At 72.1% G+C, this 26,477-nt stretch carries 23 protein-coding genes; 4 read left to right on the top strand and 19 right to left on the bottom strand.

Annotated elements, in window-relative coordinates; all coding sequences use genetic code 11:
- Nucleotides 1-31: 31 nt before the first annotated feature.
- The 15 genes from ACFYYR_RS07930 to pgsA all read right to left on the bottom strand — a co-directional run bounded on the left by ACFYYR_RS07930 (nt 32) and on the right by pgsA (nt 15,951).
- On the bottom strand, nt 32-2,578 hold the full coding sequence (locus ACFYYR_RS07930) for a RelA/SpoT family protein (protein WP_388848250.1): 2,547 nt from the start codon (nt 2,576-2,578) through the stop codon (nt 32-34).
- A gap of 178 nt (nt 2,579-2,756) precedes the next feature.
- The gene (locus tag ACFYYR_RS07935) at nt 2,757-3,305 is read right to left on the bottom strand and encodes an adenine phosphoribosyltransferase (RefSeq protein WP_388848253.1); all 549 of its coding nucleotides are present in this window, start codon (nt 3,303-3,305) and stop codon (nt 2,757-2,759) included.
- Nucleotides 3,302-4,414: a protein translocase subunit SecF gene (secF, locus tag ACFYYR_RS07940; RefSeq protein ID WP_388848256.1), complete on the bottom strand. Its 1,113-nt coding sequence runs from the start codon at nt 4,412-4,414 to the stop codon at nt 3,302-3,304. The genes ACFYYR_RS07935 and secF overlap by 4 nt, the downstream gene beginning before the upstream one ends.
- Nucleotide 4,415: 1 nt before the next feature.
- The gene (gene secD / locus ACFYYR_RS07945) at nt 4,416-6,179 is read right to left on the bottom strand and encodes a protein translocase subunit SecD (RefSeq protein WP_388848259.1); all 1,764 of its coding nucleotides are present in this window, start codon (nt 6,177-6,179) and stop codon (nt 4,416-4,418) included.
- Between the two features lie 180 nt (nt 6,180-6,359).
- The gene (gene yajC / locus ACFYYR_RS07950) at nt 6,360-6,848 is read right to left on the bottom strand and encodes a preprotein translocase subunit YajC (RefSeq protein ID WP_388848262.1); all 489 of its coding nucleotides are present in this window, start codon (nt 6,846-6,848) and stop codon (nt 6,360-6,362) included.
- A 177-nt stretch (nt 6,849-7,025) separates the two neighbouring features.
- Nucleotides 7,026-8,093: a Holliday junction branch migration DNA helicase RuvB gene (ruvB, locus tag ACFYYR_RS07955; RefSeq protein ID WP_388848265.1), complete on the bottom strand. Its 1,068-nt coding sequence runs from the start codon at nt 8,091-8,093 to the stop codon at nt 7,026-7,028.
- 170 nt (nt 8,094-8,263) lie between these two features.
- Nucleotides 8,264-8,890: a Holliday junction branch migration protein RuvA gene (gene ruvA, locus ACFYYR_RS07960; RefSeq protein WP_388848268.1), complete on the bottom strand. Its 627-nt coding sequence runs from the start codon at nt 8,888-8,890 to the stop codon at nt 8,264-8,266.
- Nucleotides 8,887-9,459: a crossover junction endodeoxyribonuclease RuvC gene (gene ruvC / locus ACFYYR_RS07965; protein ID WP_388849240.1), complete on the bottom strand. Its 573-nt coding sequence runs from the start codon at nt 9,457-9,459 to the stop codon at nt 8,887-8,889. The genes ruvA and ruvC overlap by 4 nt, the downstream gene beginning before the upstream one ends.
- Before the next feature lie 149 nt (nt 9,460-9,608).
- Nucleotides 9,609-10,361, bottom strand: coding sequence for a YebC/PmpR family DNA-binding transcriptional regulator (locus ACFYYR_RS07970; protein ID WP_388848271.1), 753 nt, complete (start codon nt 10,359-10,361; stop codon nt 9,609-9,611).
- A gap of 87 nt (nt 10,362-10,448) precedes the next feature.
- Entirely contained in the window at nt 10,449-11,036 is a 588-nt protein-coding gene (pdxT, locus tag ACFYYR_RS07975) for a pyridoxal 5'-phosphate synthase glutaminase subunit PdxT (RefSeq protein ID WP_388848274.1), read from the bottom strand.
- Between the two features lie 111 nt (nt 11,037-11,147).
- On the bottom strand, nt 11,148-12,077 hold the full coding sequence (gene pdxS / locus ACFYYR_RS07980; protein WP_388848277.1) for a pyridoxal 5'-phosphate synthase lyase subunit PdxS: 930 nt from the start codon (nt 12,075-12,077) through the stop codon (nt 11,148-11,150).
- Between the two features lie 290 nt (nt 12,078-12,367).
- Entirely contained in the window at nt 12,368-12,907 is a 540-nt protein-coding gene (locus ACFYYR_RS07985; RefSeq protein ID WP_388848280.1) for a hypothetical protein, read from the bottom strand.
- Nucleotides 12,908-13,058: 151 nt separating this feature from the next.
- Complete coding sequence (locus tag ACFYYR_RS07990) at nt 13,059-14,294, bottom strand: glycosyltransferase family 4 protein (RefSeq protein ID WP_388848283.1); 1,236 nt, start codon at nt 14,292-14,294, stop codon at nt 13,059-13,061.
- Complete coding sequence (locus ACFYYR_RS07995; protein WP_388848286.1) at nt 14,291-15,235, bottom strand: phosphatidylinositol mannoside acyltransferase; 945 nt, start codon at nt 15,233-15,235, stop codon at nt 14,291-14,293. The genes ACFYYR_RS07990 and ACFYYR_RS07995 overlap by 4 nt, the downstream gene beginning before the upstream one ends.
- Entirely contained in the window at nt 15,232-15,951 is a 720-nt protein-coding gene (gene pgsA / locus ACFYYR_RS08000) for a phosphatidylinositol phosphate synthase (RefSeq protein ID WP_388849243.1), read from the bottom strand. The genes ACFYYR_RS07995 and pgsA overlap by 4 nt, the downstream gene beginning before the upstream one ends.
- Before the next feature lie 130 nt (nt 15,952-16,081).
- Here pgsA and ACFYYR_RS08005 point away from each other — a divergent pair, with 130 nt between their 5' ends.
- Nucleotides 16,082-18,280: an elongation factor G-like protein EF-G2 gene (locus ACFYYR_RS08005; protein ID WP_388848289.1), complete on the top strand. Its 2,199-nt coding sequence runs from the start codon at nt 16,082-16,084 to the stop codon at nt 18,278-18,280.
- 138 nt (nt 18,281-18,418) lie between these two features.
- On the top strand, nt 18,419-20,074 hold the full coding sequence (locus ACFYYR_RS08010; RefSeq protein ID WP_388848292.1) for a hypothetical protein: 1,656 nt from the start codon (nt 18,419-18,421) through the stop codon (nt 20,072-20,074).
- Nucleotides 20,075-20,182: 108 nt separating this feature from the next.
- Here the strand turns inward: ACFYYR_RS08010 and ACFYYR_RS08015 are convergent, their stop codons facing one another.
- A complete protein-coding gene (locus ACFYYR_RS08015; RefSeq protein WP_388848295.1) occupies nt 20,183-20,743 on the bottom strand; it encodes an HIT family protein in 561 nt (186 codons plus the stop codon).
- Nucleotides 20,744-20,810: 67 nt separating this feature from the next.
- Here ACFYYR_RS08015 and ACFYYR_RS08020 point away from each other — a divergent pair, with 67 nt between their 5' ends.
- Complete coding sequence (locus tag ACFYYR_RS08020; protein ID WP_388848298.1) at nt 20,811-21,527, top strand: potassium channel family protein; 717 nt, start codon at nt 20,811-20,813, stop codon at nt 21,525-21,527.
- On the opposite strand, the gene thrS is transcribed toward ACFYYR_RS08020, so the two are convergent.
- Complete coding sequence (gene thrS / locus ACFYYR_RS08025) at nt 21,528-23,507, bottom strand: threonine--tRNA ligase (RefSeq protein WP_388848301.1); 1,980 nt, start codon at nt 23,505-23,507, stop codon at nt 21,528-21,530.
- Between the two features lie 156 nt (nt 23,508-23,663).
- Here thrS and ACFYYR_RS08030 point away from each other — a divergent pair, with 156 nt between their 5' ends.
- Nucleotides 23,664-24,233, top strand: coding sequence for a DinB family protein (locus ACFYYR_RS08030; RefSeq protein ID WP_388848304.1), 570 nt, complete (start codon nt 23,664-23,666; stop codon nt 24,231-24,233).
- Nucleotides 24,234-24,508: 275 nt separating this feature from the next.
- Here ACFYYR_RS08030 and ACFYYR_RS08035 read toward each other — a convergent pair whose 3' ends face one another.
- Nucleotides 24,509-25,729, bottom strand: a complete 1,221-nt coding sequence (locus ACFYYR_RS08035; protein WP_388848307.1) for a hypothetical protein — start codon at nt 25,727-25,729, stop codon at nt 24,509-24,511.
- A complete protein-coding gene (locus ACFYYR_RS08040) occupies nt 25,729-26,322 on the bottom strand; it encodes a DUF4365 domain-containing protein (RefSeq protein WP_351509257.1) in 594 nt (197 codons plus the stop codon). The genes ACFYYR_RS08035 and ACFYYR_RS08040 overlap by 1 nt, the downstream gene beginning before the upstream one ends.
- Between the last annotated feature and the right edge of the window lie 155 nt (nt 26,323-26,477).

A 26,477-nucleotide genomic window follows, 5' to 3' on the forward strand; every position in this document is an offset into this window, starting at 1 on the left:
CTCCGGCCGGGCGGGACTTCCGCAACACGCCCTACGAGGGCCGGCGGGCCGACGTCACTCGGTAGACGTCGTAGACGCCCTCCACGCCGCGCACCGCCTTCAGCACATGGCCCAGATGCTTGGGGTCGCCCATCTCGAAGGTGAAGCGGGAGGTCGCCACCCGGTCGCGGGACGTCTGGACGGCCGCGGACAGGATGTTGACGTGCTGGTCGGACAGCACGCGGGTGACGTCCGAGAGCAGCCGGGAGCGGTCCAGCGCCTCGACCTGGATGGCGACGAGGAAGACCGAGGACTGGGTGGGAGCCCACTCGACCTCGAGGATCCGCTCGGGCTGCTTGGAGAGCGAGTCGACGTTGACGCAGTCCTGGCGGTGCACCGAGACGCCGTTGCCACGGGTGACGAAACCCATGATCGGGTCGCCGGGCACGGGGGTGCAGCAGCGGGCCAGCTTCACCCAGACGTCGTCGACGCCCTTGACGACGACACCCGGGTCGGCGCTGGAACGCCGCTTGGTGCGGCGCTGGATCGGCGGAGTGGTCTCCGCGATGTCCTCGTTGGCCGCGTCCTCGCCACCGAGCGCCTGGACCAGCTTCTGCACGACGTTCTGCGCGGAGACGTGGTTCTCCCCGATGGCCGCGTAGAGCGAGGAGATGTCCGGGTAGCGCATCTCGTGCGCCAGGGTCACCAGCGAGTCGCCGGTGAGGATGCGCTGGATGGGCAGGTTCTGCTTGCGCATGGCGCGGACGATGGCGTCCTTGCCCTGCTCTATGGCCTCGTCGCGGCGCTCCTTGGAGAAGTGCGCGCGGATCTTGTTGCGGGCGCGGGGGGACTTGACGAAGCCGAGCCAGTCGCGGGACGGGCCCGCCCCGGCGGCTTTGGAGGTGAAGACCTCCACCAAGTCGCCGTTGTCCAGGGTGGATTCGAGCGGCACCAGCCGCCCGTTGACCCGGGCGCCGATGGTGCGGTGGCCGACCTCGGTGTGCACGGCGTACGCGAAGTCGACGGGGGTGGCTCCGGCCGGCAGCGCTATGACGTCGCCCTTGGGCGTGAAGACGAAGACCTCGTTGCGGGAGAGGTCGAAGCGCAGCGACTCCAGGAACTCGCCCGGGTCCTCCGTCTCCTTCTGCCAGTCCAGCAACTGGCGCAGCCACGCCATGTCGTTGACGGTGTCCTGGCCGCCGCCCTTGCCGGCGTTGCGCGGCACGTCGGTGCGGACCTTGGAGGCGCCCGCGACGGCTTCCTGCTTGTACTTCCAGTGCGCGGCGATGCCGTACTCGGCGCGGCGGTGCATGTCGAAGGTGCGGATCTGGAGTTCCACGGGCTTGCCGCTGGGCCCGATGACCGTCGTGTGCAGCGACTGGTACATGTTGAACTTGGGCATCGCGATGTAGTCCTTGAACCGCCCGGGCACCGGATTCCACCGTGCGTGGATGGTGCCGAGTGCCGCGTAGCAGTCGCGGACGGTGTCGACGAGGACGCGGATGCCCACCAGGTCGTAGATCTCCGCGAAGTCCCGGCCGCGGACGATCATCTTCTGGTAGACGGAGTAGTAGTGCTTCGGCCGTCCGGTGACGGTGGCCTTGATCCGGGCGGCGCGCAGGTCGCCCTGCACCTGGTCGGTGACGACCGCCAGATACTCGTCGCGCTTGGGCGCCCGCTCGGCGACCAGCCGCACGATCTCGTCGTACATCTTGGGGTAGAGGATCGCGAAGGCGAGGTCCTCCAGCTCCCACTTGATGGTGTTCATGCCCAGCCGGTGGGCCAGCGGGGCGTAGATCTCCAGGGTCTCGCGGGCCTTCTTCTCCTGCTTCTCCCGCTTGAGGTAGCGCATGGTGCGCATGTTGTGCAGGCGGTCGGCGAGCTTGATGACAAGGACGCGCGGGTCCTTGGCCATGGCGACGACCATCTTGCGCACGGTCTCGGCCTGGGCGGCCTCGCCGAACTTGACCTTGTCGAGCTTGGTGACGCCGTCGACGAGCAGGGCGACCTGGTCACCGAAGTCGCGGCGCAGGGTGTCGAGCCCGTACTCGGTGTCCTCGACGGTGTCGTGCAGCAGCCCGGCCATCAGGGTCGCCGGGTCCATGCCGAGCTCGGCGAGGATGGTGGTGACGGCGAGCGGGTGGGTGATGTACGGGTCGCCGCTCTTGCGCTTCTGGCCGCGGTGCCAGCGCTCGGCCACCTGGTACGCCTTCTCGATCTGGCGCAGCGTGGTGGATTCGATCTTGGGGTCGTTGCTCCGGACGATCCGCAGCAGCGGTTCCAGGACCGGGTTGTACGGGCTGGAGCGCTGCACGCCGAGGCGGGCGAGCCGGGCGCGGACCCGGTTGGAGGAGGCGGAGCGCGGTGCCGGGCCGTTCTGCGGGGGCCGGGCCACGGAGGCACCCGTGGTGCCCGGGCTGCCGGCCGGACGGTCGGCGGGGGCCTTCGGCCGGGACTCAGGGGTGGCCTTCACCGCGTCGGACGCCTTCTTGGCAGGCGTGTCTCCGGCCGCGGCCTCGGCCGAGGCCTTCTGCTGTCGCGCGGCTGGGGTTCCCTCCGGACTCCGTCCGGGGGAGAGCGGCTGGGCCTCGTCTGGCAAGAGCACTCCTCGTGATGGCCCTCCGTGCCGCAGGCGGACAGGGAGGGAGGTCCGGCCCCCCGATCAGGTCCGGACTGCCCATGGTATCGAGGACCCGCCGGGAACCGCGGGGCCGGGGCACGACGGAGGGGCGGGCACCGGTTCGTCTCCGGTGCCCGCCCCTCGTGTACGCGGTGCCTCAGATGGTGATCAGGGCGTCCAGCGGGGCGCCCTGGAGGGCGGACTCGATGCGCCGGCGGCCGGCCAGGAAGCCCAGCTCCATGAGCACGGCCACCCCGGCGACCTGCGCCTTCGCCCGCCGGACGAGCTCCAGCGAGGCATGGCCGGTGCCACCGGTGGCGAGGACGTCGTCGATGACCATGACCCGGTCCCCGGGCGTCAGGTCCTCGGCGTGCACCTCGATCTCGGCGCTGCCGTACTCCAGCTCGTACGCCTGCGACAGGGTCGCCCCGGGCAGCTTGCCCGCCTTGCGGACGGGGACGAAGCCGAGGCCGGCCCGTATGGCCGCGGGGGCGGCGAGGATGAAGCCCCGCGCCTCCAGGCCCATGACCTTGGTGGCGCCGTTGCGGACGCAGAGCTCCGCGAGGGCCTCGGTCAGGGCGGAGAACGCCGCCGGATCGGCGAGGAGCGGGGTGATGTCCTTGAACATCACGCCCGGCTTCGGATAGTCCGGCACGTCCCTGATCCGGGAGAGCAGCAGCTCCCGCAGCTCCGGCGTGGCGCTCATCGGCGCCCGCCCGAGGGACGGTTCCGGCCACCGCGGTCGCCGGACGCCGGCTGGGTGCGCTGGCCGACGACACCGGCCGCACCGGCGGTCTCGCCGGCCCCGTGCGCCTCGTCCTCCGCCAGTGCGTCCCCGCCCTTGGCGGCCGCCGCCTCACGCTTGGCCCGCACGCGCTTGGCCAGGGCCTTCATCTTCGGGTCGCGCTCCTTGAGATCGGCGACCAGCGGGGTCGCGATGAAGATCGAGGAGTACGCACCGGCCGCCAGACCGACGAAGAGCGACAGCGAGATGTCGTTCAGCATGCCGGCGCCGAGGACGCCGCCGCCGATGAAGAGCAGACCGGCCACCGGGAGCAGGGCCACGACCGTGGTGTTGATGGAGCGCACCAGGGTGGCGTTGAGGCTGCGGTTGGCGATCTCGCTGTACGTCCAGCGGGTCTGCTTGGTGATGCCCCTGCTGGCTTCCTTCAGACCGTCGAAGACGACGACGGTGTCGTAGAGGGAGTAGCCGAGGATGGTGAGCAGACCGATGACCGTGCCCGGGGTGACCTCGAAGCCGACGAGGGCGTAGACGCCCACGGTGATCGTGAGGTCGTGGACCAGGGCGATGAGCGCCGCCACGGCCATGCGCCACTCGAAGGCGATGGCGAGGTAGACCACCACCAGGGCCATGAAGATGCCCAGGCCCAGCCATGCCTTGTTGGCGATCTGCTCGCCCCAGCTGGGCCCGACCAGCTCGGCGTTGATGGACTGCGAGGAGATCTTGAAGTCCTTGGCCAGCTCCTCGCGGATCTGGTCCGACTTCTCGGTGCCGACGTCGGTGATCTGGATCCGCAGACCGCCGCTGCCCAGCTCCTGGACGATGGCGTCGTGGCCGGACGCCTTCTCCGCCTCCTCCCGGGCGTGGGTGGCGGAGACCGCGGTCTTGGGGGTGGTGAAGACCGCGCCGCCGGAGAACTCGATGCCCATGTTCAGACCGCGCACCGCCAGGCCCACGATGGCCACCACGGTGATCAGGATCGAGACGCCGTACCAGATCTTGCGCTTGGCGACGAAGTCGTAGCCGACCTCACCGCGGTACAGCCTGGCGCCGATGTTGCCGAGTCGCGACATCTCACGCCTCCTTCGGGTGGTCGGTACGGGCGGCGGTGCGGCGGTTGCGGCGCAGCGGCGGCTTGGCGCCGAGGCGTTTCGGGTCCAGACCGGACCAGGGGTGGCCGCTGGCGAAGAACTTGCGCTTGGCGAGGATCGTCATCAGCGGCTTGGTGAAGAGGAAGACCACGACGACGTCGAGCAGGGTGGTGAGACCCAGCGTGAACGCGAAGCCCTGCACCTTGCCGACCGTGACGGCGAACAGCACCGCGGCGGCGAGGAAGGACACGAAGTCGGAGACCAGGATGGTGCGGCGGGCCCGGGGCCAGCCGCGCTCGACCGCGGGGCGGAGCGTCCGGCCCTCGCGGATCTCGTCCCGGATCCGTTCGAAGTACACGATGAACGAGTCGGCGGTGATACCGATCGCCACGATGGCGCCGCAGACGGCCGGGAGGTTCAGCGCGAAGCCGATGGCCGGGCCGAGCAGCGTCATGATCGTGTAGGTGAGGGCCGCGGAGACCAGGAGGCTGAGGATCGCGATCAGCGACAGACCGCGGTAGTAGACCACCAGGTAGAGGACGACCAGGGCCAGACCGATGGCGCCGGCGATCAGACCCGCCTGGAGCTGCTCGCCACCGAGCGCCGCGGAGACGGTCGTGACGCTGGACTCCTCGAAGGTCAGCGGCAGCGCACCGTAGGAGAGGACGTTGGCCAGGTCCTCGGCGGTCTGCTGGGTGAAGTTGCCGGAGATCTCGGCGTTGCCGCCGGTGATGGAGGACTGGACGCTCGGCGCGGAGACGACCTGGCCGTCCAACACGATGGCGAACTGGTTCTGCGGCGCCTGCTGGGCGGCGAGCTTGCCGGTGGAGGCGGCGAACTGCTTCGAGCCCTTGTCGTTGAAGTCGAGCTGGACCAGCCAGCCGTTGCCCTGCTGGTTGTCGAAGCCGGCCTTGGCGTCGGTGACTTCGGTGCCCGCGACGTCGGACGGGCCGAGCACGTACTTCTGCTTGCCGTCGTCGCTGCACGCGATGGTGGGCTCGGAGGACTGGACGCCCTGTCCGGCCTGGGCGCGCTCCGTCGGCTTGGTGCAGTCGACCGCGGCGAGCTTCTTCTGCAGCGCGGGCGGCACGTTCGCACCGGGCTGCGGCTGCGGCACCGGGGGCGTGGAGGGCTGGGGCTTGGCGGACGGCTTGCCGGAAGGAGCGGCCTTCGGCGTGGCGTCGGCCTTCAGCGCGTCGGTGACGGCGCGGCCCTGGGTGGTCGGGCTCGCCGACGGGGACGCGGACTTCTCGGCCCCGTCACCGGTGGCGGGCTTGTCCCGGCCGGACGCCTTGTCCTTCGCGGAGGGGCTCGGGGTGGGGGCCGGGGTCTTCCCGCCGGGGGCGATCGTCAGCACGGGGCGGAAGAACAGCTGGGCGGTGGTGCCCACCTGCTTCCGGGCCTGCTTCTCGTTCGTTCCCCGGGGGATGTTGACGATGATGTTCTCTTTGCCCTGGGTCTGAACCTCGGACTCGGTGACGCCCAGGCCGTTGACACGGCGGTCGATGACGTTGACCGCGGTGTTCATGTTGGTCTGGTTGATCGCGTTCTTCTGGCCCGGCTGGTTCTTCGCCGTGAGCGTGATGCTCGTGCCACCCGCGAGGTCGATCCCCAGGCGCGGTGTGGTGTGCCCGGAGATGAAGATGCCTCCGGTCAACGCCACCATGGCGATCAGGATGAAGGCCAGGGCACGCCCCGGCCTGCCCTGGCCCCCGGAGGGCTTCCGGCCCTTCTTCGGTGCTGCCACCTTCTCGATTCTCCCTGTCCAACCGCCCCGCAGGTCATTCGCGGGCGGCCACGAAGTGTGTGTGGGGACGTACCCCCCGCCGGAGCCTAAACCGTCCGGGGGCCGCGTTGCGCGCACAGGAGGATGCCGCCCTCGGTGGAGCGGTTCCCCCGCGGGGCGCGGCGCGGCCCGCCGGAGGGCTTACTTCGCGTCGGCGTCGCCGTCCGCCTTGGCGTCCTTCGGCTCGCCCTGCTCGGCGTCCTGCGCCTTCGCGTCGGCGGCGTCGGACTTGCCGAGGTCGATCTTGGCCGAGTCGGAGCCGGTCGTGGCGGGCGCATCACCGTCGGTCAGCGTGGAGGCGTCGTCCGGAACGAACGGGCCGTCGGCCTTGAGGTCGCCCTCGGGCTCGATGCCGTGGACGATCCGGTTGTACTCGGCGTCCTCGAGGACCGCGCCGACGGAGTTCTTGGCGTAGACGGCGTGGACGCCGGGAGCGACCTCGAGGAGGACGGTGTCGTCACCGACCTCCTTGACGGTGGCGTACATGCCGCCGATCGTGCGGACGCCGGTACCCGGCTGCATCTGGTCGCGCATCTGCGCGGCCTGGCGCTGCTTGTTCTTCGCCGACCGGGTCATCAGGAACATGGCCCCGATGAGCACGATGAACGGGAGGAGAGTCACGATATTCACGGGCCGGAAATCCTTCGCACGACCGCGCGCCTACGGCGGCCTGGTCTTCGGGGATGGTTTCGGCCGTCCGCTCCGGACGGCATCGGCGGAGTCTAGGCGAGTCCGCACCGGTGGAACAACGCACAGCATGTCACCGGGGTTCCCCCCGCGGCGAGTCTCCGCGCCGTCACGGCGTGGTCACGCTCCGAACAACCCCTGCTGTCCCGCGCCGGCGCCGCCCTGCTGGGGCGGTGTCAGCCCGAGGTGCGCCCAGGCCGCGGGGGTCGCGACCCTGCCGCGGGGCGTCCGGGCGAGCAGCCCCTCGCGGACGAGGAACGGCTCGGCGACCTCCTCCACCGTCTCACGCTCCTCCCCCACCGCGACGGCGAGCGTGGACAGGCCGACGGGGCCGCCGCCGAACAGCTTGAGCAGGGCGGAGAGCACCGCGCGGTCGAGGCGGTCCAGGCCGCGGGCGTCGACCTCGTACACCCCGAGGGCCGCGACGGCCACCTCCCGGGTCACCATGCCGTCCGCCTTGACCTGTGCGTAGTCCCGGACGCGGCGGAGCAGACGGTTGGCGATCCGGGGGGTGCCGCGGGACCGGCCGGCGATCTCCGCGGCTCCCTCGGGCTCTATGCCGACGTCCAGCAGCCGGGCGGAGCGGTGGATGACGCGTTCCAGTTCGGCCGGCTCGTAGAACTCCATGTGGCCGGTGAAGCCGAAGCGGTCCCGCAGCGGCGGCGGCAGCAGCCCGGCCCGGGTGGTGGCGCCGACCAGGGTGAAGTGCGGCAGCTCCAGGGGGATGGCGGTGGCGCCCGGGCCCTTGCCGACGATCACGTCGACCCGGAAGTCCTCCATCGCCATGTAGAGCATCTCCTCGGCGGGGCGGGACATCCGGTGGATCTCGTCGAGGAACAGCACCTCCCCCTCGGTGAGTGAGGAGAGGATCGCGGCGAGGTCCCCCGCGTGCTGGATGGCGGGGCCGGAGGTGATGCGGATCGGGGCGCCCATCTCCGCGGCGATGATCATGGAAAGCGTCGTCTTGCCGAGGCCGGGCGCGCCGGAGAGCAGGACGTGGTCGGCCGTGGCGCCGCGCTGCCGGGCCGCCCGCAGCACCAGGTCGAGCTGTTCGCGGACCCGTTCCTGGCCGACGAACTCCGTCAGGTCCTTGGGCCGCAGCGCGGCCTCGATGGCCTGGTCCTCGCCATCGGCGACGGCCTCGACCAGTCGCTCCGGTGCCTCGGGGGTGGTGTCGTCCCAGTTCACTGCGGTTCGCCTCGCGATGTGGTTCGGATCTGTCGACGGTGGTCGGCGCACGGTTGCCAGGGGCCGGCGCGGTGCATCCTGCCGGGCTCGTGGCGCGCCCGGTGCCCGTGGGAGGTCTCCCTGGCACCGGAGGCCCCACGCCGATCCGGCCTGATCCCCACGCCGCGCCCCTAACGGCTGCGGTTGAGGGTCTGCAGGGCCGCGCGCAGCAGCTGCGGCACCGGCGGGGCGGTGCCCTCGGCCGTGGCCGCCTCGGCCTGCGGGGCGACGGCGTCCACCGCTTCGTCCGCCTCGCGGGTGGCGTAGCCCAGGCCGATCAGCGCGGCGTGCAGCTGGTCGCGCCAGGAGGAGGTGACGGCGCTGCCCACGCCGCGGGCCCCGGCGGGGGCTCCGAGCGGCTCGCCGAGCCGGTCCTTGAGCTCCAGCAGCAGTCGCTGGGCACCCTTCTTGCCGATGCCGGGCACGGCGGTGAGCGCCTTCTCGTCGCCGGTGGAGACGGCCCGGCGCAGCGCGTCCGGGGCGTGCACGGCGAGCATCGCCTGGGCGAGCCGGGGGCCCACGCCGCTGGCGGTCTGCAGCAGTTCGAAGACCTGCCGGGCGTCGTCGTCCGGGAAGCCGTACAGCGTGAGGGAGTCCTCGCGGACCACCAGCGAGGTGGCGATCCGGGCCTCCTGGCCGACGCGCAGTCCGGACAGGGTGTCCGGGGTGCACTGGACCACCATGCCGACGCCGCCGACCTCGACGACGGCGGAGTCCGGGGCGAGCGCGGCGACCGGGCCGCTGACGAAGGCGATCATCGGGTGGTGCCCTTCTGGGGTGCCCGGGACCGGAGGCCGGGGTGCTGGACGGAGCCGCGGCGGGCGGCCGCGTGCGCCTGCTGGAGACGGTTGACGGCGGGGGCGCGCCAGATGTGGCAGATGGCGAGCGCCAGGGCGTCGGCGGCGTCGGCCGGTCTGGGCGGCGCGTCGAGCCGCAGCAGGCGGGTGACCATCGCCCCGACCTGCGCCTTGTCGGCCCGGCCGCTGCCGGTGACGGCGGCCTTGACCTCGCTCGGCGTGTGCAGGGCGACGGGCAGCCCGCGCCGGGACGCGCAGAGCATGGCGACCGCGCTGGCCTGGGCGGTGCCCATCACCGTCCGCACGTTGTGCTGGCTGAACACCCGCTCCACGGCGACGTATTCGGGGCGGTGCTCGTCCAGCCACTGCTCGATGCCCTGCTCGATGAGGACCAGGCGCTGCCCGATCTCGGCGTCGGCCGGGGTGCGGACGACACCGACGCCGAGCATGCGCAGCGGGCGGCCCGCGACGCCGTCGACGACGCCGATTCCGCACCTGGTCAGCCCCGGGTCCACGCCCAGCACCCGCATCGCGGCCCCTCCCCTCCGGCCGTCGCTCCCGGCCTCGTTCATGTGTTCCCGCAGGTTATCGGTCGGCTCGGACAACGGCCGCGCACAACGCCGACGGGCCGACGGGGTGTCCCCGTCGGCCCGTCGCCGGATGCGGAAGTGACCGGCCGTCAGGCGTCGACCTTGGCCATGACGTCATCGGACACATCGAAGTTGGCGAAGACGTTCTGCACGTCGTCGCTGTCCTCCAGCGCGTCGATCAGCTTGAAGATCTTGCGCGCGCCGTCCTCGTCGAGCTCGACCTGCATGGTCGGGACGAAGTTGGCGTCGGCCGAGTCGTAGTCGATCTCGGCGCCCTGGAGGGCGGTGCGGACCGCGACGAGGTCGGTGGCCTCGCTGATCACCTCGAAGCTCTCACCGAGGTCGTTGACCTCCTCCGCGCCGGCGTCGAGGACCGCGCCGAGCACGTCGTCCTCGGTCAGCTCGCCCTTGGGGACGATCACTACGCCCTTGCGGTTGAAGAGGTAGGAGACGGAGCCCGGGTCGGCCATCGAACCGCCGTTGCGGGTCATGGCGACGCGGACGTCCGAGGCGGCCCGGTTGCGGTTGTCGGTGAGGCACTCGATGAGCACCGCGACACCGTTCGGCCCGTAGCCCTCGTACATGATCGTCTCGTAGTCGGCGCCGCCGGCCTCGAGGCCCGCTCCGCGCTTGACCGCGCTGTCGATGTTCTTGTTCGGGACCGAGCTCTTCTTCGCCTTCTGAATGGCGTCGTAGAGCGTGGGGTTGCCGTCCGGGTCACCGCCGCCGGTGCGGGCCGCGACCTCGATGTTCTTGATCAGCTTCGCGAAGAGCTTGCCGCGCTTGGCATCGATCACGGCCTTCTTGTGCTTCGTCGTAGCCCATTTAGAGTGGCCGGACATCCGCCTGTCTCCTTCACGTAACCAATGTTGAACGAACCCCTGTGATCCTACCGGGATCCGCTCGTCTCCTCGTGCGCGCAGGACAGCCTAGGCGCCGCGGACCATGTCCACGAACAGCCGGTGCACCCGGTGGTCGCCGGTCAGCTCCGGGTGGAACGACGTGGCCAGCACCTGCCCCTGACGCACCGCGACGATGTGCTCCTCGTGCGTGGCGAGGACCTCGACCGCGCCGCCGACCGACTCCACCCAGGGCGCCCGGATGAAGACGCCCTCGACCGGGCCTCCGTCGACGCCGGTGAAGTCCACCGCGGCCTCGAACGACTCGTTCTGCCGCCCGAAGGCGTTACGGCGCACGATCATGTCGATGCCGCCGACGGTCTCCTGGTCCTCCCGGCCGTCCAGGATCTTGTTCGCCAGCATGATCATGCCGGCGCAGGTGCCGTACGTCGGCATACCCGCGCGCACCCGCTCGCGCAGCGGCTCCAGCAGGCCGAAGGCGATCGCCAGCTTGGACATGGTGGTCGACTCGCCACCGGGGATCACCAGGCCGTCGACCTCGGCGAGTTCCTCGGCGCGGCGGACGGGGCGGGCCTGGGCGTCGGCCTCGGCGAGCGCCACGAGGTGCTCCCGGACGTCGCCCTGGAGGGCGAGGACGCCGATGACTGGGGTGGACACGGTGGGCCTCTCAAGCGATGCGTGGGGTGGACGGCCGATGGACGGCCCGCGGGCGCCGCGGGCCGTCCATCGGGGAGTCGGTGGAACCGCGGCGCGGCCGCGAACCGGCTGTCACCAACCGCGGTTGGCGTAGCGCTCCGTCTCGGGGAGGGTGTCGCAGTTGATGCCGACCATGGCCTCGCCCAGGCCGCGGGAGGCATCGGCGACGATCTTCGGGTCGTCGTAGAAGGTGGTGGCCTTCACGATCGCGGCGGCGCGCTTCGCCGGGTCGCCCGACTTGAAGATGCCGGAGCCGACGAAGACGCCCTCGGCGCCGAGCTGGCGCATCAGCGCGGCGTCGGCCGGGGTGGCGACGCCACCGGCGGAGAACAGCACGACCGGCAGCTTGCCGAGCTCCGCGACCTCCTTGACCAGCTCGTACGGGGCGCGCAGCTCCTTGGCGGCGGCGTACAGCTCGTTGTTGTCGTAGGCGCGCAGCTTGCCGATCTCGTTCTTGATCTGGCGGAGGTGGCGGACCGCCTCGACGACGTTGCCCGTGCCGGCCTCGCCCTTGGAGCGGATCATGGCCGCGCCCTCGGCGATGCGGCGCAGGGCCTCGCCCAGGTTGGTGGCACCGCAGACGAACGGGGTGGTGAAGGCGAACTTGTCGCTGTGGTTGACCTCGTCGGCCGGGGTGAGGACCTCGGACTCGTCGATGTAGTCCACACCGAGCGCCTGGAGGATCTGGGCCTCGACGAAGTGGCCGATCCGGGACTTGGCCATCACCGGGATGGAGACGGCGTTGATGATGCCGTCGATCATGTCCGGGTCGGACATCCGGGCCACGCCGCCGTCCTTGCGGATGTCGGCGGGCACCCGCTCCAGGGCCATGACCGCCACGGCACCGGCGTCCTCGGCGATCTTCGCCTGCTCCGGCGTGACGACGTCCATGATCACGCCGCCCTTGAGCTGCTCGGCCATGCCGCGCTTGACGCGCGCGGTGCCGGTCTCGGGAGTCCCGCTGGAGGCGTTGGCGGACGTGCTGGGGGGCGTGGTGGACACGGTTTGACCTCACTCGATGACGAATGTGCGATGGGCCCATCGTAGGCCCGTTCGAACCCGCCCCGGACCGGCCATCCGGTTCCGGGCGGGCCGCCGCACTGCTGCACGGACGAGACAACCCTGCCGAGCGGGTCGGCGACAAGGGCCAATCGTCCGCCGGTGGCCCGCAGGGGCCGGGGCGGCGTGGACCGCGGTCAGCGGTACGCGGCGGGTTCCGGCGAGTCGCCGCCGGGACGGTCACCGGCGGACCGGCCGGGGCGGGCGTCCTTCGCGGGCGGGCCCCGCACCGCTCAGGTCGGTCGGTCCGCGAGCGCCGCCGGGGGCTCGTCGTCCATCTCGAAGGCCAGCGGGAACGGCGCGTGTCCGGCGAGCCGGAACCAGCGCACGGTGCGGTGCCGCCGCAGCGCCCGCGCGGCCCGTACGGCGTCGTTGTGGAAGCGCCGGGCCATCGGGACGCGGCGGACGGCCGCGGCCAGCTCCCCGGCCGCCTCCTCGCCGCCCGGAGCCTCGCGCACCGCCTCGACCTGCTGGGTCTCCGCGAACACCGCCCGCAGCGCCTGGCTGAGCTCGCTCTCGGCGACCTCACGGTGCTCCTCCTCGGCCTGGCGGGCGGAGTGCGCGGCCTCGTAGAGCACGATCGACGCGGCCGGGTCGAGCACCCCGGCCGTGGCCAGTTCCTGGGCCACCGAGGCGCGGCGCAGCAGTTGGGCGTCGAGCGCGGCCCGGGCGGCGTCGATCCGGGCGTGCAGCCGGTCGAGGCGGCCGGCCGTCCAGCTGAGGTAGACGCCGACGAGGAGCAGGGCGACGGCGATCCAGATCAAGGTGCTCACGCCGGGTCACAGTACCGGCCGCCGCGGCACGCACCCGCACACGGCAGCCGGCCCGAACGCCCGGGGCGGGCCGAGCCGCGGCGGATCGTGAGGTGCGGACCCCCGGGCACCGCCTCCGTGTCCGCGCCGGCGGCGGGCCGCGGGAGCGGCGTCAGCCGCGGGCCAGCCCCAGCCGGGCGCGCAGCCCCGTGGTGCGGTCGTCGGCCGCCACCGAGGCCGCGCCGTCGGTCACCGTCTCGTAGACCGCGAGGATGTCCGCGCCGACCGTCCCCCAGTCGAACCGCCGGACGTGCCGGCTGCCCGACTCGCGCAGTTCGGCCAGGCGTGCCGGGTCGCCCAGCAGCCGCACCGCGCTGCGGGCCAGCGCGTCCGCGTCCTCGTTGGTGAACAGTTCCCCGGCCTGTCCCCCGTCGAGCACCTGGGCGAACGCGTCCAGGTCGCTGGCGAGCACCGGGGCGCCCGCGCTCATGGCCTCGACGAGGATGATCCCGAAGCTCTCGCCGCCGGTGTTCGGCGCCACGTAGAGGTCGACGCTGCGGAGCAGCCGCGCCTTGTCCTCGTCGCTGACCATGCCGAGGAACTCGACCCGGTCCCGGAACTCCGCGGGGAGCCCCGCGACGGCCTCCTCCTCGTCGCCGCGCCCGGCGACCAGCAGCCGGGTCTCCGGCCGTTGGGCGAGGATCCCGGGCAGCGCCTTCATCAGTACCGGCAGGCCCTTGCGGGGTTCGTCGATCCGGCCGATGAAGCCGATCGTCCGCCCCTCGCCCGCGGCCGGGGCGGGCCCGTCGGTGTCACCGTCGGCCTGCTGCGCGGCGGCGCGGGCGGTGTCGCCCTGCCACTCGGGCTTGGGCTCGGCGCCGGCGAAGAAGTCCACCTCGACGCCGTTGGGGATCACGACCGCGTCCCCGCCCAGGTGCTCGACGAGGGTCCGCCGGGCGTACTCGCTCACCGCGATGCGCGCGCTGATCTTCTCCAGCGCGGGCTGCAGGATCGGATACGCGGCGATCATGGCGCGGGAGCGCGGGTTCGAGGTGTGGAAGGTCGCCACGATCGGCCCCTGCGCCGCCCAGCAGGAGAGCAGCCCCAGGGACGGCGAGGTGGGCTCGTGGATGTGCAGCACCTCGAAGTCGCCGTCGTGCAGCCAGCGGCGCACCCGCGCGGCGGAGAGGAAGCCGAAGTTCAGCCGGGCCACGGAGCCGTTGTACGGCACCGGGACGGCCCGCCCGGCGGAGACCACGTACGGCGGCAGCGGGGTCTCGTCGTCCGCCGGGGCCAGGACGGACACCTCGTGGCCCAGCCGGATCAAGTGCTCGGCCAGGTCGCGGATGTGGAACTGGACGCCGCCCGGCACGTCCCACGAGTACGGGCAGACGATGCCGATCCTCACGCTGTCTCCGTTCCGGTCTCGGTCTCCGTTCCGGGGGCGGCCGGGCGGTCGGGGCGGGGCTCGAGGTCCTTGATCCACAGCCGCTGGAGCATGTGCCAGTCCTCGGGGTGCTCGGCGATGCCCGTGGCGAACACATCGGCCAGGGCCTGGGTCATCGTGGCGGTGCGCGAGGTGCGGTCGCCGCCCTCCGGCACCTCGATGGCCGGGTGGATCCGGCCGCGCATGACCGGCGTCCCGTCGTACCAGAGGGTGACGGGCAGCAGCAGCGCGCCGGTCTGCTGGGCGAGGATCGCGGGGCCGGCGGGCATCCGGGCCTCGTCGCCGAAGAACGAGACCTCGACGCCGGAGGCGGACAGGTCCCGGTCGGCGACCAGGCAGACCAGACCGCCGGCGCGCAGCCGCCGGGCGAGGGTGCCGAACGCGCTGCCGCCGCTGTGCGGCAGCACCTCCATGCCCAGTCCCTCGCGGTAGGCGACGAACCGGTCGTAGAGCGTCGCGGGCTCCAGCCGCTCGGCGACCGTGGTGAAGGGCACCCCGAGCGCGGTGGTGACCCAGGCGCCGGCGAGGTCCCAGTTGGCCAGGTGGGGCAGCGCGAGTATCACCCCGCGGCCGCTCGCCAGCCCCTCCTCCAGCAGGTGCACGTCCTTGACCTCGAAGCCGCCCGCCACCCGCTCCTTGCTCCAGGCCGGCAGCCGGAAGGACTCCATCCAGTAGCGCAGGTACGAGCGCATACCGGCCCGGGACAGCTCCGCGAGGCGCTGCGGGCCCGCGTCCGGGACGACCCGGGCGAGGTTGGACTCCAGCCGCAGCACGCCCTTGCCGCGGCGCTTCCAGACGGTGTCGGCGATCTGCCGGCCGAGCGCCGTGGCCACCGGCTCCGGCAGGTGCTTGACCGTGCCCCAGCCGAGCCCGTACAGCGCGTCGGTGATCCGGTGCTTCATGTCGCCTCACTCCCCTGTGCGGCGGCCGCGCCGTCGGCCTCCGCGGCCTCCCGGCGTACGGTGACCATCCGTTGCCCGAGCGTGACCAGACTGCCCACGGCGACGATCCACAACGCGATCGGCAGCAGGATGCCGATGTGCGGCACACCGAACGTGTGCAGCCCGGCGAGTCCGGCCGCGACCAGCGTGATCACGAGCCGTTCGGCCCGCTCCACCAGGCCGTTCACCTTCACCGGCAGGCCGATACTCTCGCCCCGCGCCTTGGTGTACGAGACGACCTGCCCGCTGGCCAGGCAGAAGATCGTGACGGCGCAGAGCAGCAGGTCGTCCCCGCGGCCCGCGTACCAGAGCGCGAGCCCACCGAAGATCGCGGCGTCCGCGACCCGGTCGAGCGTGGAGTCCAGGAAGGCACCCCACCGGCTCGACCTGCCCAACTGCCGGGCCATGTTGCCGTCCACCAGGTCCGAGAAGACGAACAGGGTGATCACAATGGTGCCCCAGAAGAGCTCCCCGCGGGGGAAGAAGGCCAGGGCACCCACCACCACACCGGTGGTCCCGGCGAGGGTCACAGCGTCCGGGCTGACCCCCAGGCGCAACAGCAGCGCGGCGAACGGTGTGAGAACACGCGTGAAAAACGCACGCGCGTACTTGTTCAGCATGGCCTTCCCGGAGGGTAGGGGGCGCCGCGCGGCCCCAGTGGCCACCGGTGGCCCCATCGTAGCCAGGCCCGCACCGGCGCACTGCGGGGCACCCGCGCCCGCTGCCGCGGGTACGACGTATGGACGCATCGTGACGGGGGTGGAAAGCTCGAAGAACGCAACAGGTGCAGACCGGGAGGCGACGCACATGGGCGACAAGACGAACACCCACCCCGGGGCCGCCGGCAGGGCGGCGACGGCCGACCGGCCCTCCGCCATTCGGAATGTGGTGCTGGTCGGCCACAGCGGCTCCGGAAAGACGACGCTGGTGGAAGCCCTCGCCCTCGCGGCGGGCGCGGTGAACCGGGCGGGCCGGGTCGAGGACGGCAGCACGCTCTCCGACTACGACGAGATCGAACACCGCCAGCAGCGTTCGGTACAGCTCTCCCTCGTTCCGGTGGAGTGGGGCGGAGTCAAGATCAATATTCTGGACACCCCCGGATACGCCGATTTCGTCGGGGAGTTGAGGGCCGGTCTGCGGGCAGCGGACGCGGCCCTCTTCGTCGTCTCGGCGGCGGACGGCGTGGACGGCTCGACCCGCATGGTGTGGGAGGAGTGCGCCGCGGTGGGCATGCCGCGGGCGATCGTGGTGACCCACCTGGAATCGGCGCGCGCCGACTTCGAGGGGATGACGGCGGTGTGCGGCGAGGCCTTCGGGGGCGACGACCCGGACGCGGTGCTGCCGCTCTACCTCCCGCTGCACGGCGAGGAGGGCCCGGACGGGCACGCGCCGGTGGCCGGGCTGATCGGCCTGCTCTCGCAGCGTGTCTTCGACTACTCCTCGGGGGAACGGACCGAACAGGCACCGGCCCCCGAGCACCTGCCGCTGATCGAGGAGGCCCGCAACCGGCTCATCGAGGGGATCATCGCCGAGAGCGAGGACGAGACCCTGATGGACCGCTACCTCGGCGGCGAGGAGATCGACGTCAAGACGCTGATCCAGGACCTGGAACGGGCCGTCGCCCGCGGGACGTTCCACCCGGTGCTGGCCGCCGCCCCCGCGGCCGAGGGCAGCCGGCAGGGCATCGGGACGGTGGAGCTCCTGGAGCTGATCACCGGCGGGTTCCCGACGCCGCCGGAGCGCGAGGCTCCCGCGGTCACCACCCCGGACGGCGCGCCCCGGCCCGCCCTGGCCTGCGATCCGGACGGGCCGCTGGCCGCGGAGGTGGTCCGGACCACCTCCGACCCGTACGTGGGCCGGATCAGTCTGGTCCGGGTGTTCTCCGGGACGCTGCGCCCCGACGAGACGGTGCATGTGTCCGGCCACGGCCTGGAGGACCGCGGCCACGAGGACCACGACGTGGACGAGCGCATCGGCGCCCTCTCCGCCCCGTTCGGCAAGCAGCAGCGGGTGCTGCCCCAGGCGATCGCGGGCGACCTGGCCTGTGTGGCGAAACTGAGCCGCGCCGAGACCGGCGACACCCTGTCGGCCAAGGACGATCCGCTGCTGATGGAGCCGTGGGTGATGCCCGACCCGCTGCTGCCGGTGGCGATCGAGGCACACAGCAAGCCGGACGAGGACAAGCTCTCCCAGGGGCTGTCCCGGCTGGTCGCCGAGGACCCGACGATGCGGCTGGAGCAGAATCCCGACACCCACCAGGTGGTGCTGTGGTGTCTGGGCGAGGCCCACGTGGACGTGGCGCTGGAACGGCTGCGCAGCCGGTACGGCGTCCGGGTCGACGCCGTACCGCACCGGGTGTCGCTGCGCGAGACGTTCGGCGAACGGTCCGCGGGGCGCGGCCGGCACGTCAAACAGTCCGGCGGGCACGGGCAGTACGCGATCTGCGAGATCGAGGTGGAGCCGCTGCCGGCGGGCTCCGGCATCGAGTTCGTGGACAAGGTCGTCGGCGGTGCCGTGCCGCGGCAATTCATCCCTTCGGTGGAGAAGGGCATCCGGGCCCAGGCCCTCCGCGGGGTCGCCGCCGGGTACGAACTGGTGGACGTCCGGGTCACCCTGCTGGATGGCAAGGCGCACTCGGTCGACTCCTCCGACGCCGCTTTTCAGACGGCGGGCGCACTCGCGCTGCGCGAGGCGGCGGCCGAGGCCCACATCCATCTGCTGGAGCCGTACGCCGAGGTCAAGGTGCTGGTCGCGGACGACTACGTCGGCCCGGTCATGAGCGACCTCTCGGGCCGCCGGGGCCGGGTGGTCGGCACCGATCAGGCCGGGGCGGGGCGCACCCTCGTCCGGGCGGAGATCCCCGAGATCGAGATCGGCCGGTACGCGGTGGACCTGCGGTCCCTGTCGCACGGCACCGGACGGTTCAGCCGTGCGTACTCGCGGCACGAGCCGATGCCGCCGCAGCTCGCCGCCAAGATCCGCGAACAGGCGGGATCCGGCGCATAGTTGACCTGCCGCCCGCCTCAACTGCCGTGCGGCGGGCGGCTCACCGCGGATACGCTGAGATGCAGTTCAGAAGGTGTGCGGGGCGTTGCTGCCGGGAAGAGCCGCAGCAGCGGATACCGAGCGGTGTTGGGGGCGGTAGTGACAGAGGGCAGTTTCGACTTCAGTCCCGGGGCACAGGTCCCGCTGTCCGGCTCCGACGGGCAGACGGCGGCGACCAGTGCCCTGGCCTCCGCCGCGTACCGGGACAGCCCGGTCGCGGACGTGCTGAAGGCGAACAACGAGTGGCACAAGTCCAAGATCACGGCGCCGAAACTGTCCCTGTTCGAGCCGAACCTCGGTGAGGCCTTCTCCCGTGCCGTCCAGGTGCGGATGCTGGGCGGCGCCCGGCCCGCGCTGATCCAGTCCTTCGGCACCGAACCACAGGCCGTCGTCGAGCACTGCCTGGCCGCCAACCGGATCCGCAAGGAGCGCGACGCCCGGCTGACCGTGGTGATGGCGGTCTTCGGGCTGCTGTTCCTGCCGGGCATGCTGGTGTGGCTCGCCGCGTTCCAGCTGCGCCGGACGCTGGCCGGGGGGCAGAAGTCGGGTGCGGGGGCGCTGGGGAGCGTCGTGCTGGTGGCGGTGGGCGGCCTGGCGGTGATGCTGCTGCTGAAGCCGCCGATGACCGGCGCGCTCTCGCTCTACCTGCGGTTCGTCATGCTCGTCCCGGTGGTCGGCTGGCTGGTGGCCAAGCGGATCTGCGAGAGCACCGCGAAGGACCTCCGGGAGCGCTGGGAGGGGCTGCTGTCGGGCGGCGGCATCGGAGCGAAGATCCCCGAGGCGGTGCCGGGCAACCCGAACGAGACCAGCGCCGAACGGCTCCGGCAGGGCCTGGCCATGCTCAGCGCCGAGCAGCGCAGCAATCTGGTCTTCTACGCCGGCCCCAAGGGGATACTCGGCATGGGCACCCGCTGGGGCAGCTGGCACCTGGCGGAGGAGCTGGTCTCCAGCGACCCCGACAAGGAGATCAATCCGTTCCGCAGCTGGGACGTGATCCGCGCGGTCCACGACCAGCTGCGGCTGCTGGAGCGCGGGCCGCTGCACACCGGCGGCTTCCCGCCCCCCTCGGTGACGCACTGGGTGGTGTCGCCGATCGGGGAGAACGCCGGCGAGGTGTCCCGGCCGAACGGCACGGAGACCGACCACTTCCAGATCAAGAGCGCCGAGATGCAGCGCATCTGCAACGAGCAGCAGTTCGGCAGCGGCAACCGGCACTACCTGGGCGTCCAGTTCGTGCTGTGGGACGGCCAGCTGGTGATCACCCTGCTGGTCACCGTCACCGTGCTGCACCACACGCTGCGGATCGAGGTGACGGGCCACGCGCTGGGGCCGGTGCACCCGCTGTTCACCACCAAGCCCGCGGCGAAGACCAAGGAGGTCTCCAAGAGCGTCAAGTTCTGGGAGACCCGGACGGTGAACCTGCCGCTGGTGGATCCCCGGGAGGTGGTGCGGCTGTCCGCGCGCGCCCCGCTCACCTGGTTCCCGTCGGTCCTCGACTACCTCGGCGGGAAGCTGTCGCTGCCGGAGCCGTTCGGCCTGCGGCACGCCTGGGCGGACCAGCCGTGGCGGCACCGCTTCATGGCCGACGACGCGCTGCGGGCGGCCACCCCGGTGCTGCGGGTGGTGCACTCGGCGGCGATCAAGGTGCTGGCGGAGAACGGCGTGGACACCGAGAACTTCGGCACCCGCTCGACCTTCCTCAGCGGCGCGGTGCAGGGCGCGGAGCCGCGGCAGGCCGACGTCTACAACGCGTAGCCGCCCGGCAGCGGCACGAGACGCACGAGGGCCCGTGGGGAGCGCTCCCGCGGGCCCTTCGGCACGGTTGCGGGCCCGTCCGCCGCGCGGTCGGGCCCGTCGCGCGTTTCAGGAGGCCGGCCAGACCTCCGCCAGCATCCGGCGGGTGTCGGCGAGGAGCTGCGGCAGCACCTTGGTGTGGCCGACGACCGGCATGAAGTTGGTGTCCCCGCCCCAGCGCGGCACCACGTGCTGGTGCAGATGCGCGGCGATCCCGGCGCCGGCGACGGTGCCCTGGTTCATCCCGATGTTGAAGCCGTGGGCCCCGGACGCGGTGCGCAGCGCCCGCATGGCCGCCTTGGTGAACTCGCCCAGCTCGGCGGTCTCCGCGGCGTCGAGGTCGGTGTAGTCGGCGACGTGCCGGAACGGGACGACCATGAGGTGCCCGCCGTTGTACGGGTACAGGTTCAGCACCGCGTAGACGTGCTCGCCCCGGGCGAGGACGAGGCCGTCCTCGTCGGACTTCTCCGGGATGGTGCAGAACGGGCAGCCGTCCCCGGCGCCCGGCCCCGTCGGCTTGTTCTCCCCCTGGATGTAAGCCATCCGGTGGGGCGTCCAGAGGCGCTGGAACGCGTCCTGCGTCCCCACTCCGATCTGCTGTTCCGGCTCACTCGTCATGGTGTGCAGCATATGACTTCGCCCGTTCGCGGCGTGTCGCCGGGGCGGATGCCGCGGCCCGGGCCGGGATGCTGAACCGATGGACGACAACAGCCGGGTGCAGCAGTGGGAGCGGCGCGTGCAGCTCCCGCTGCTCCTGGCATCCCTGCTGTACCTCACGGCGTACTCGGTGCGTGTGCTGGTCCCCGGCCTGTCACCGGGCTGGCACGACTTCTGGCTCTCGGTGACCGTCGGGACGTGGACGGTCTTCGGCATCGACTACTTCGGCCGGCTGGCGCTCAGCCGGCCCCGGGGCGAGTTCGTCCGGCGCCACTGGCTGGATCTGCTGGTGCTGCTGCTGCCACTGCTGCGCCCGCTGCGGATGGTGCACGCCTACGCGGCGGCGCAGTCACGCCGCCGGGAACCGCGCATGAGCCTGGAGGGCCAGGTCATGTCGCTGACGCTGCTGACCGCCCTGCTGCTGGGCTACTCCGCCGCCCTGGCCGTCTATCAGGCGGAGCGCCACGCCCCCGGGGCCACGATCACCACGTTCGGTGACGCGGCGTGGTGGGCGTGCGTGACGCTCTCCACCACCGGTTACGGGGACGTGGTGCCCGTGACGCCGCTCGGCAGGGTCGTGGCAACCGTCCTGATGGCCGTCGGCGTCGGGCTGATCGGCGCGGTGGTCGGGGTGTTCTCCTCCTGGCTGGTGCAGAGCTACCGGCAGCAGGTGGAGGAGACACACCGGCCCCCGGAGAGCCGTACGCCCCCGGAGAGCGGCGGAACGGGTCCGGACTCCGGGGGCGGGCGCGGCTGATCAGACCTGGACGCGGTCCTCGACGGCCTGCAGGATCTCGGCGACGGCCTCGTCGACCGGCACGCCGTTCTTCTGCTCGCCGTTGCGGTAACGGAAGGAGACCGCGCCCTTGGAGACGTCGTCGTCGCCCGCGATCAGCATGAACGGGACCTTCGACTTCTGGGCGTTGCGGATCTTCTTCTGCATCCGGTCGGAGGAGCCGTCCACCTCGATGCGGATGCCCTTGGCCCGGAGCTTGGCGGCGACCTCCTTCAGGTACGGGACGTGGTCGTCGCCGATCGGGATGCCGACGGCCTGGACCGGGGCGAGCCAGGCCGGGAAGGCGCCCGCGTAGTGCTCCAGCAGCACGGCGAAGAACCGCTCGATGGAGCCGAACAGCGCGCGGTGGATCATCACCGGACGCTGCCGGGAGCCGTCGGCGGCGGTGTACTCGAGGTCGAACCGGTCGGGCAGGTTGAAGTCGACCTGGATGGTGGACATCTGCCAGGTGCGCCCGATGGCGTCCTTCGCCTGAACGGAGATCTTCGGGCCGTAGAACGCGGCGCCGCCCGGGTCCATGACCAGGTCCAGGCCCTGCTTCTCGGCGGCCTCGCGGAGCGCCTGGGTGGCCTGCTCCCAGTTCTCGTCCGAGCCGATGAACTTCTCCGGGTCCTTGGTGGACAGCTCCAGGTAGAAGTCCTCCAGGCCGTAGTCGCGCAGCAGGTTCAGCACGAAGGTGAGCAGCGAGTCCAGCTCGTCCGCCATCTGCTCACGGGTGCAGTAGATGTGCGCGTCGTCCTGGGTGAAGCCGCGGGCCCGGGTCAGGCCGTGCACGACGCCCGACTTCTCGTAGCGGTAGACCGTGCCGAACTCGAAGAGCCGCAGCGGAAGTTCACGGTACGAGCGGCCCCGCGCGTCGAAGATCAGGTTGTGCATGGGGCAGTTCATGGGCTTGAGGTAGTAGTCCACGCCCTCGTCGAGCTGCATGGGCGGGTACATGCCGTCGGCGTACCAGTCCAGGTGGCCCGACTTCTCGAACAGCTTCCCCTTGGTGGCGTGCGGGGTGTAGACGAACTCGTAGTCCGCCTCCTCGTGCCGCTTGCGGGAGTAGTCCTCCATGACCCGGCGGATGATGCCGCCCTTGGGGTGGAAGACCGCGAGGCCGGAGCCGATGTCCTCGGGGATGGAGAAGAGGTCCAGCTCGGAGCCGAGCTTGCGGTGGTCGCGCTTCTCGGCTTCGGCGAGGAACTCCAGGTGCGCCTTCAGCTCGTCCTTGGACGGCCAGGCGGTGCCGTAGATCCGCTGGAGCTGCTTGTTCTTCTCGCTGCCGCGCCAGTAGGCGGCGGCGGAGCGCATCAGCTTGAACGCCGGGACGACGCGGGTGGTCGGCAGGTGCGGACCGCGGCAGAGGTCCTTCCAGCACAGGTCGCCGGTCTTCGGGTCGAGGTTGTCGTACATGGTGAGCTCACCGGCGCCGACCTCGGCGGACGCGCCCTCGGCGGCCTCGGCGGCGGAGCCCTTGAGGCCGATCAGCTCCAGCTTGTACGGCTCCTCGGCCAGCTCCTCGCGGGCGGCGTCGTCGGAGACGGCACGCCGCGCGAAGCGCTGCCCGCGCTTGACGATCTCCTGCATCTTCTTCTCGATGCGCTTGAGGTCGTCCGGCTGGAACGGCTGCTCGACGTCGAAGTCGTAGTAGAAGCCGTCCTTGATGGGCGGGCCGATGCCCAGCTTGGCCTCGGGGAAGAGCTCCTGCACGGCCTGCGCCATGACGTGGGCGGTGGAGTGCCGCAGGATGTTCAGGCCGTCCGGGGAGCCGATCAGCACCGGCTCGACCTCGTCGCCCTCGGCGACCTCGTACGCGAGGTCCATGAGCCGGCCGCCCACGCGCGCGGCGACGATGCTGCGGTCGCCGCCCAGGAGTTCCGCCGCCGTGGTGCCCGTGGTCACCACGCGCTCTTCCCGCTCGGAATCGCGTTGGATGATCACACGGACGTCTGACACCGGTCTCTCCTGACTCATGGGGGGCGACAGCGGACGCTGCGCGCCCTGAATCGTACCGAGCCGGACCGGCCGACCGCTAAAGGGTGGCGCACCACCGGGCCGGGCCCCGGCCCGGTGCGCCGGGGACGCGCCGTCGCAGGCCGTAGCGTGGCGGGCATGGCAATCGACTGGAACGAGCAACTGGTCGAGCAGCTCGACCTGCACTGGCGGAACCAGCTGCGCCCGCGCCTGGACGGGCTTTCCGACGACGAGTACTTCTGGGAGCCGGTCCCCGGCTGCTGGAGCCTGCGGCCCCGGGGCGAGAGCACGGCTCCGATCACCGCCGGCGCGGGCGACCTCACGATCGACTACGCCGTCCCCGAGCCCGATCCGCCACGGGTGACGACGGTCGCCTGGCGGCTGGCCCATCTGATCGTCGGGGTGTTCGGGGCGCGGGTCGGCTCGCACTTCGGCGGTCCGCCCGTCGACTACCGGAGCTTCACCTACGCGGGCACGGCCGAGGAGGCCCTGGCGCAGCTCGACACGGCGTACGCGGCGTGGACGGCGGGGGCGCGCGGCCTCGGCGAGGAGGAGCTGGCCCGGCCCTGCGGCCCGGCGGAGGGGCCGTACGCCGAGGTGCCGATGGCCACGCTGGTGCTGCACATCAACCGCGAGGCCATCCATCACGGCGCGGAGATCGCGCTGCTCCGGGACCTCTACCGGCACCGGAAGTCGCAGATCTTCTGAGCGGCACGGCCTCGCCGGGGGCGGAGCTGCCGCGGCGGCTCCCGCCACGGCCGGGCCCGCAACGTCCGCCTCCCCGGCGGGCGCGGCTCGGCGCCTCGGCTGCGGCGGAGGCCCCGGGCTTCCGGGCTCCGGATCCCGCGTACCGACGGCCGCCGGGGCACGGCCGGGGAGCGGGGTTGACTCCCCGGCCGGGCCTCAGCCGCACGGCGGCGGTCCCGGGGCGGACCTGTCGGGCGGCTCCCCGCCCGGGCCCGATTCGTCAGTCGTCGCAGTCGTCAGTCGTCGCCCCCGCAGGCCTCCTCGAAGAAGCCGAGGTTCTCCTGCAGGGACTTCATCAGCCGGTCCCGCTCGGCCTCGTCCACCGGGACCGGCACCACCCCGGAGGCCCCGGTGAGCCGGCGGAAGCCGCCGCGGCTCTCCAGCCGGCCGCTCACCCGGATGGGCAGGCCGATCAGGTGGGCCTGCCCGGCGATCCGGTACGCGTCCTCGTCGAGCGCCACCCGGACCTGGGCCACATCGGCCCCGGCGAGCACCCGCAGCCGTACCGTGCCCGGCCCCGAGGGCGCCGAGCGGCGCATCCGCACCACCGCGCCGGTGACCCGCACCGGGACGGAGGGTTCGTCGCGGGCGTACCGCGCTCCGGCCTCGCGGAGCGCCGGCAGGTCCCCGGGGGAGAACTCCACCGGCTCGGGCCGGCGGGCGAAGCCCTCCGGCACACCGGCCGCGGGTGACCAGTCCAGCGTCACCCGCAGCCCCTCGGAGCCCCGGACGAGAGCCACGACCGACTCGGCCAGCTCGTGGCACATGCCCATCCCGACGGCCGCGTCGAAGGCCTCCATTCCGCCCGTGGCGCGCTGGTAGTCGGTTGCGTCGCGGGCGGCCTGCAGGGCGCGCAGCAGGGTGGTGACGGTGGCCCGCCCGCTGCTCACCGGTACGAACACCGTCAGCCGGCGCCCGTCACCCGGCCCGGCCCCGACCAGCACCGGCTCCAGGGCCGCTTCGGCCTGCACCCGGTGGCGCGCCCCGTGGTAGCCGGCCCGGCCGCGGGCGGCGAGCGCACCGGCGAGGAGCATCGCCCGGGCCCCGGCCCGCAGCCGCTCGTGAGCGGGCCACGGCGCGGCGCCGCCCCCGTCCTCCGGCACCTGGCGCCACCAGCGGATCTCGTCGCTGGGCACGGAGAGGCCGACGAGAACGTCACGGGCGGAGGGGGCGGGGCTGCGGGACAGCGCGGTGAGGGCTTCGGCCAGCAGGTCGGCGCTGTCGGGGAAGGCACGGTGCTCCGGTACCAGCAGGCTGGTGCCGGCACCGGGCCCGGGCGGCGTCCAGCGGCTGTAGCGGCCGGCCGCGCCGCCCCGCCGCCGCCAGCCGTGCCGGGCCAGCAGTGCGGAGAGGACGGCGGGGTCCAGCTGTTCGGGGTCGGGTGAGGCGCCGCGGGGCGGCGGTCCCCCGGCGTCCCGCGGCTGCGGTCGTACGGGCTCGTCGGACGGCCGGTGCATCAAGGTCTCCCTCCCACCCCGACGCGGGTCATGATCTCGCAGAGCGCGCGGTCGTCGAAGATCCGTGCGGTCGGGATCCGGACAGTGGTCCTGCGCCGGCCCGTCACGGGGTGGCCGGCGAGGTTGATCCAGTAGCAGCAGTGCCGCAGTTCGAGGCAGTCGTGGGAGGCGCGCAGCCACTCCTCGGGCCGTCGTGGCGCCAGCATCACGACGAGGATCTTGTGCACCGCCACCGGGGTGCGGGCCAGCTTCACCAGGTGGTCGTTGTCCAGGGTGAAGGAGAAGGCGGGCCCGGCCGGGCGCGGGGCCGTCTGGTAGGTGCACTTGAGCTGCACCTTGATCGTCACTTCGTCGTCGACGGCGTGGCCGGGGGCGCCGTGGCTGACGTGCCAGTCGATCCCGTTGTCCGGGAACGGCTGGGCGAGCGAGCACCCGGCCGCCGCCGCGACCGCGTGGAGGTATCCCACCTGCAGGGTCTCCATGCAGGCGGTCGTGGCGAGTGAGCCGCGCAGCGGTGCGATCCGCTCCGGCAGCGGCCCCGTCCCGTGACCGGCACGGGATATGCCCCCAGGTTCGGGCTGGGCGAGCGCCATGTCCGAAGAGCCTTCCGGGCCTTGCCGGTCCCTTGAGCAGTGGACCGAGCAGTGGACCGATATTTCCGAACGATCCGTCATATGTGTTGTCTCCGCCCGGCGTACGGAACAAACGGCCCGGGTATCACCCGGTCGGGCGGGGACCATTGCTCATC

Source organism: Streptomyces sp. NPDC001922 (assembly GCF_042891165.1).
Lineage (GTDB): Bacteria > Actinomycetota > Actinomycetes > Streptomycetales > Streptomycetaceae > Streptomyces.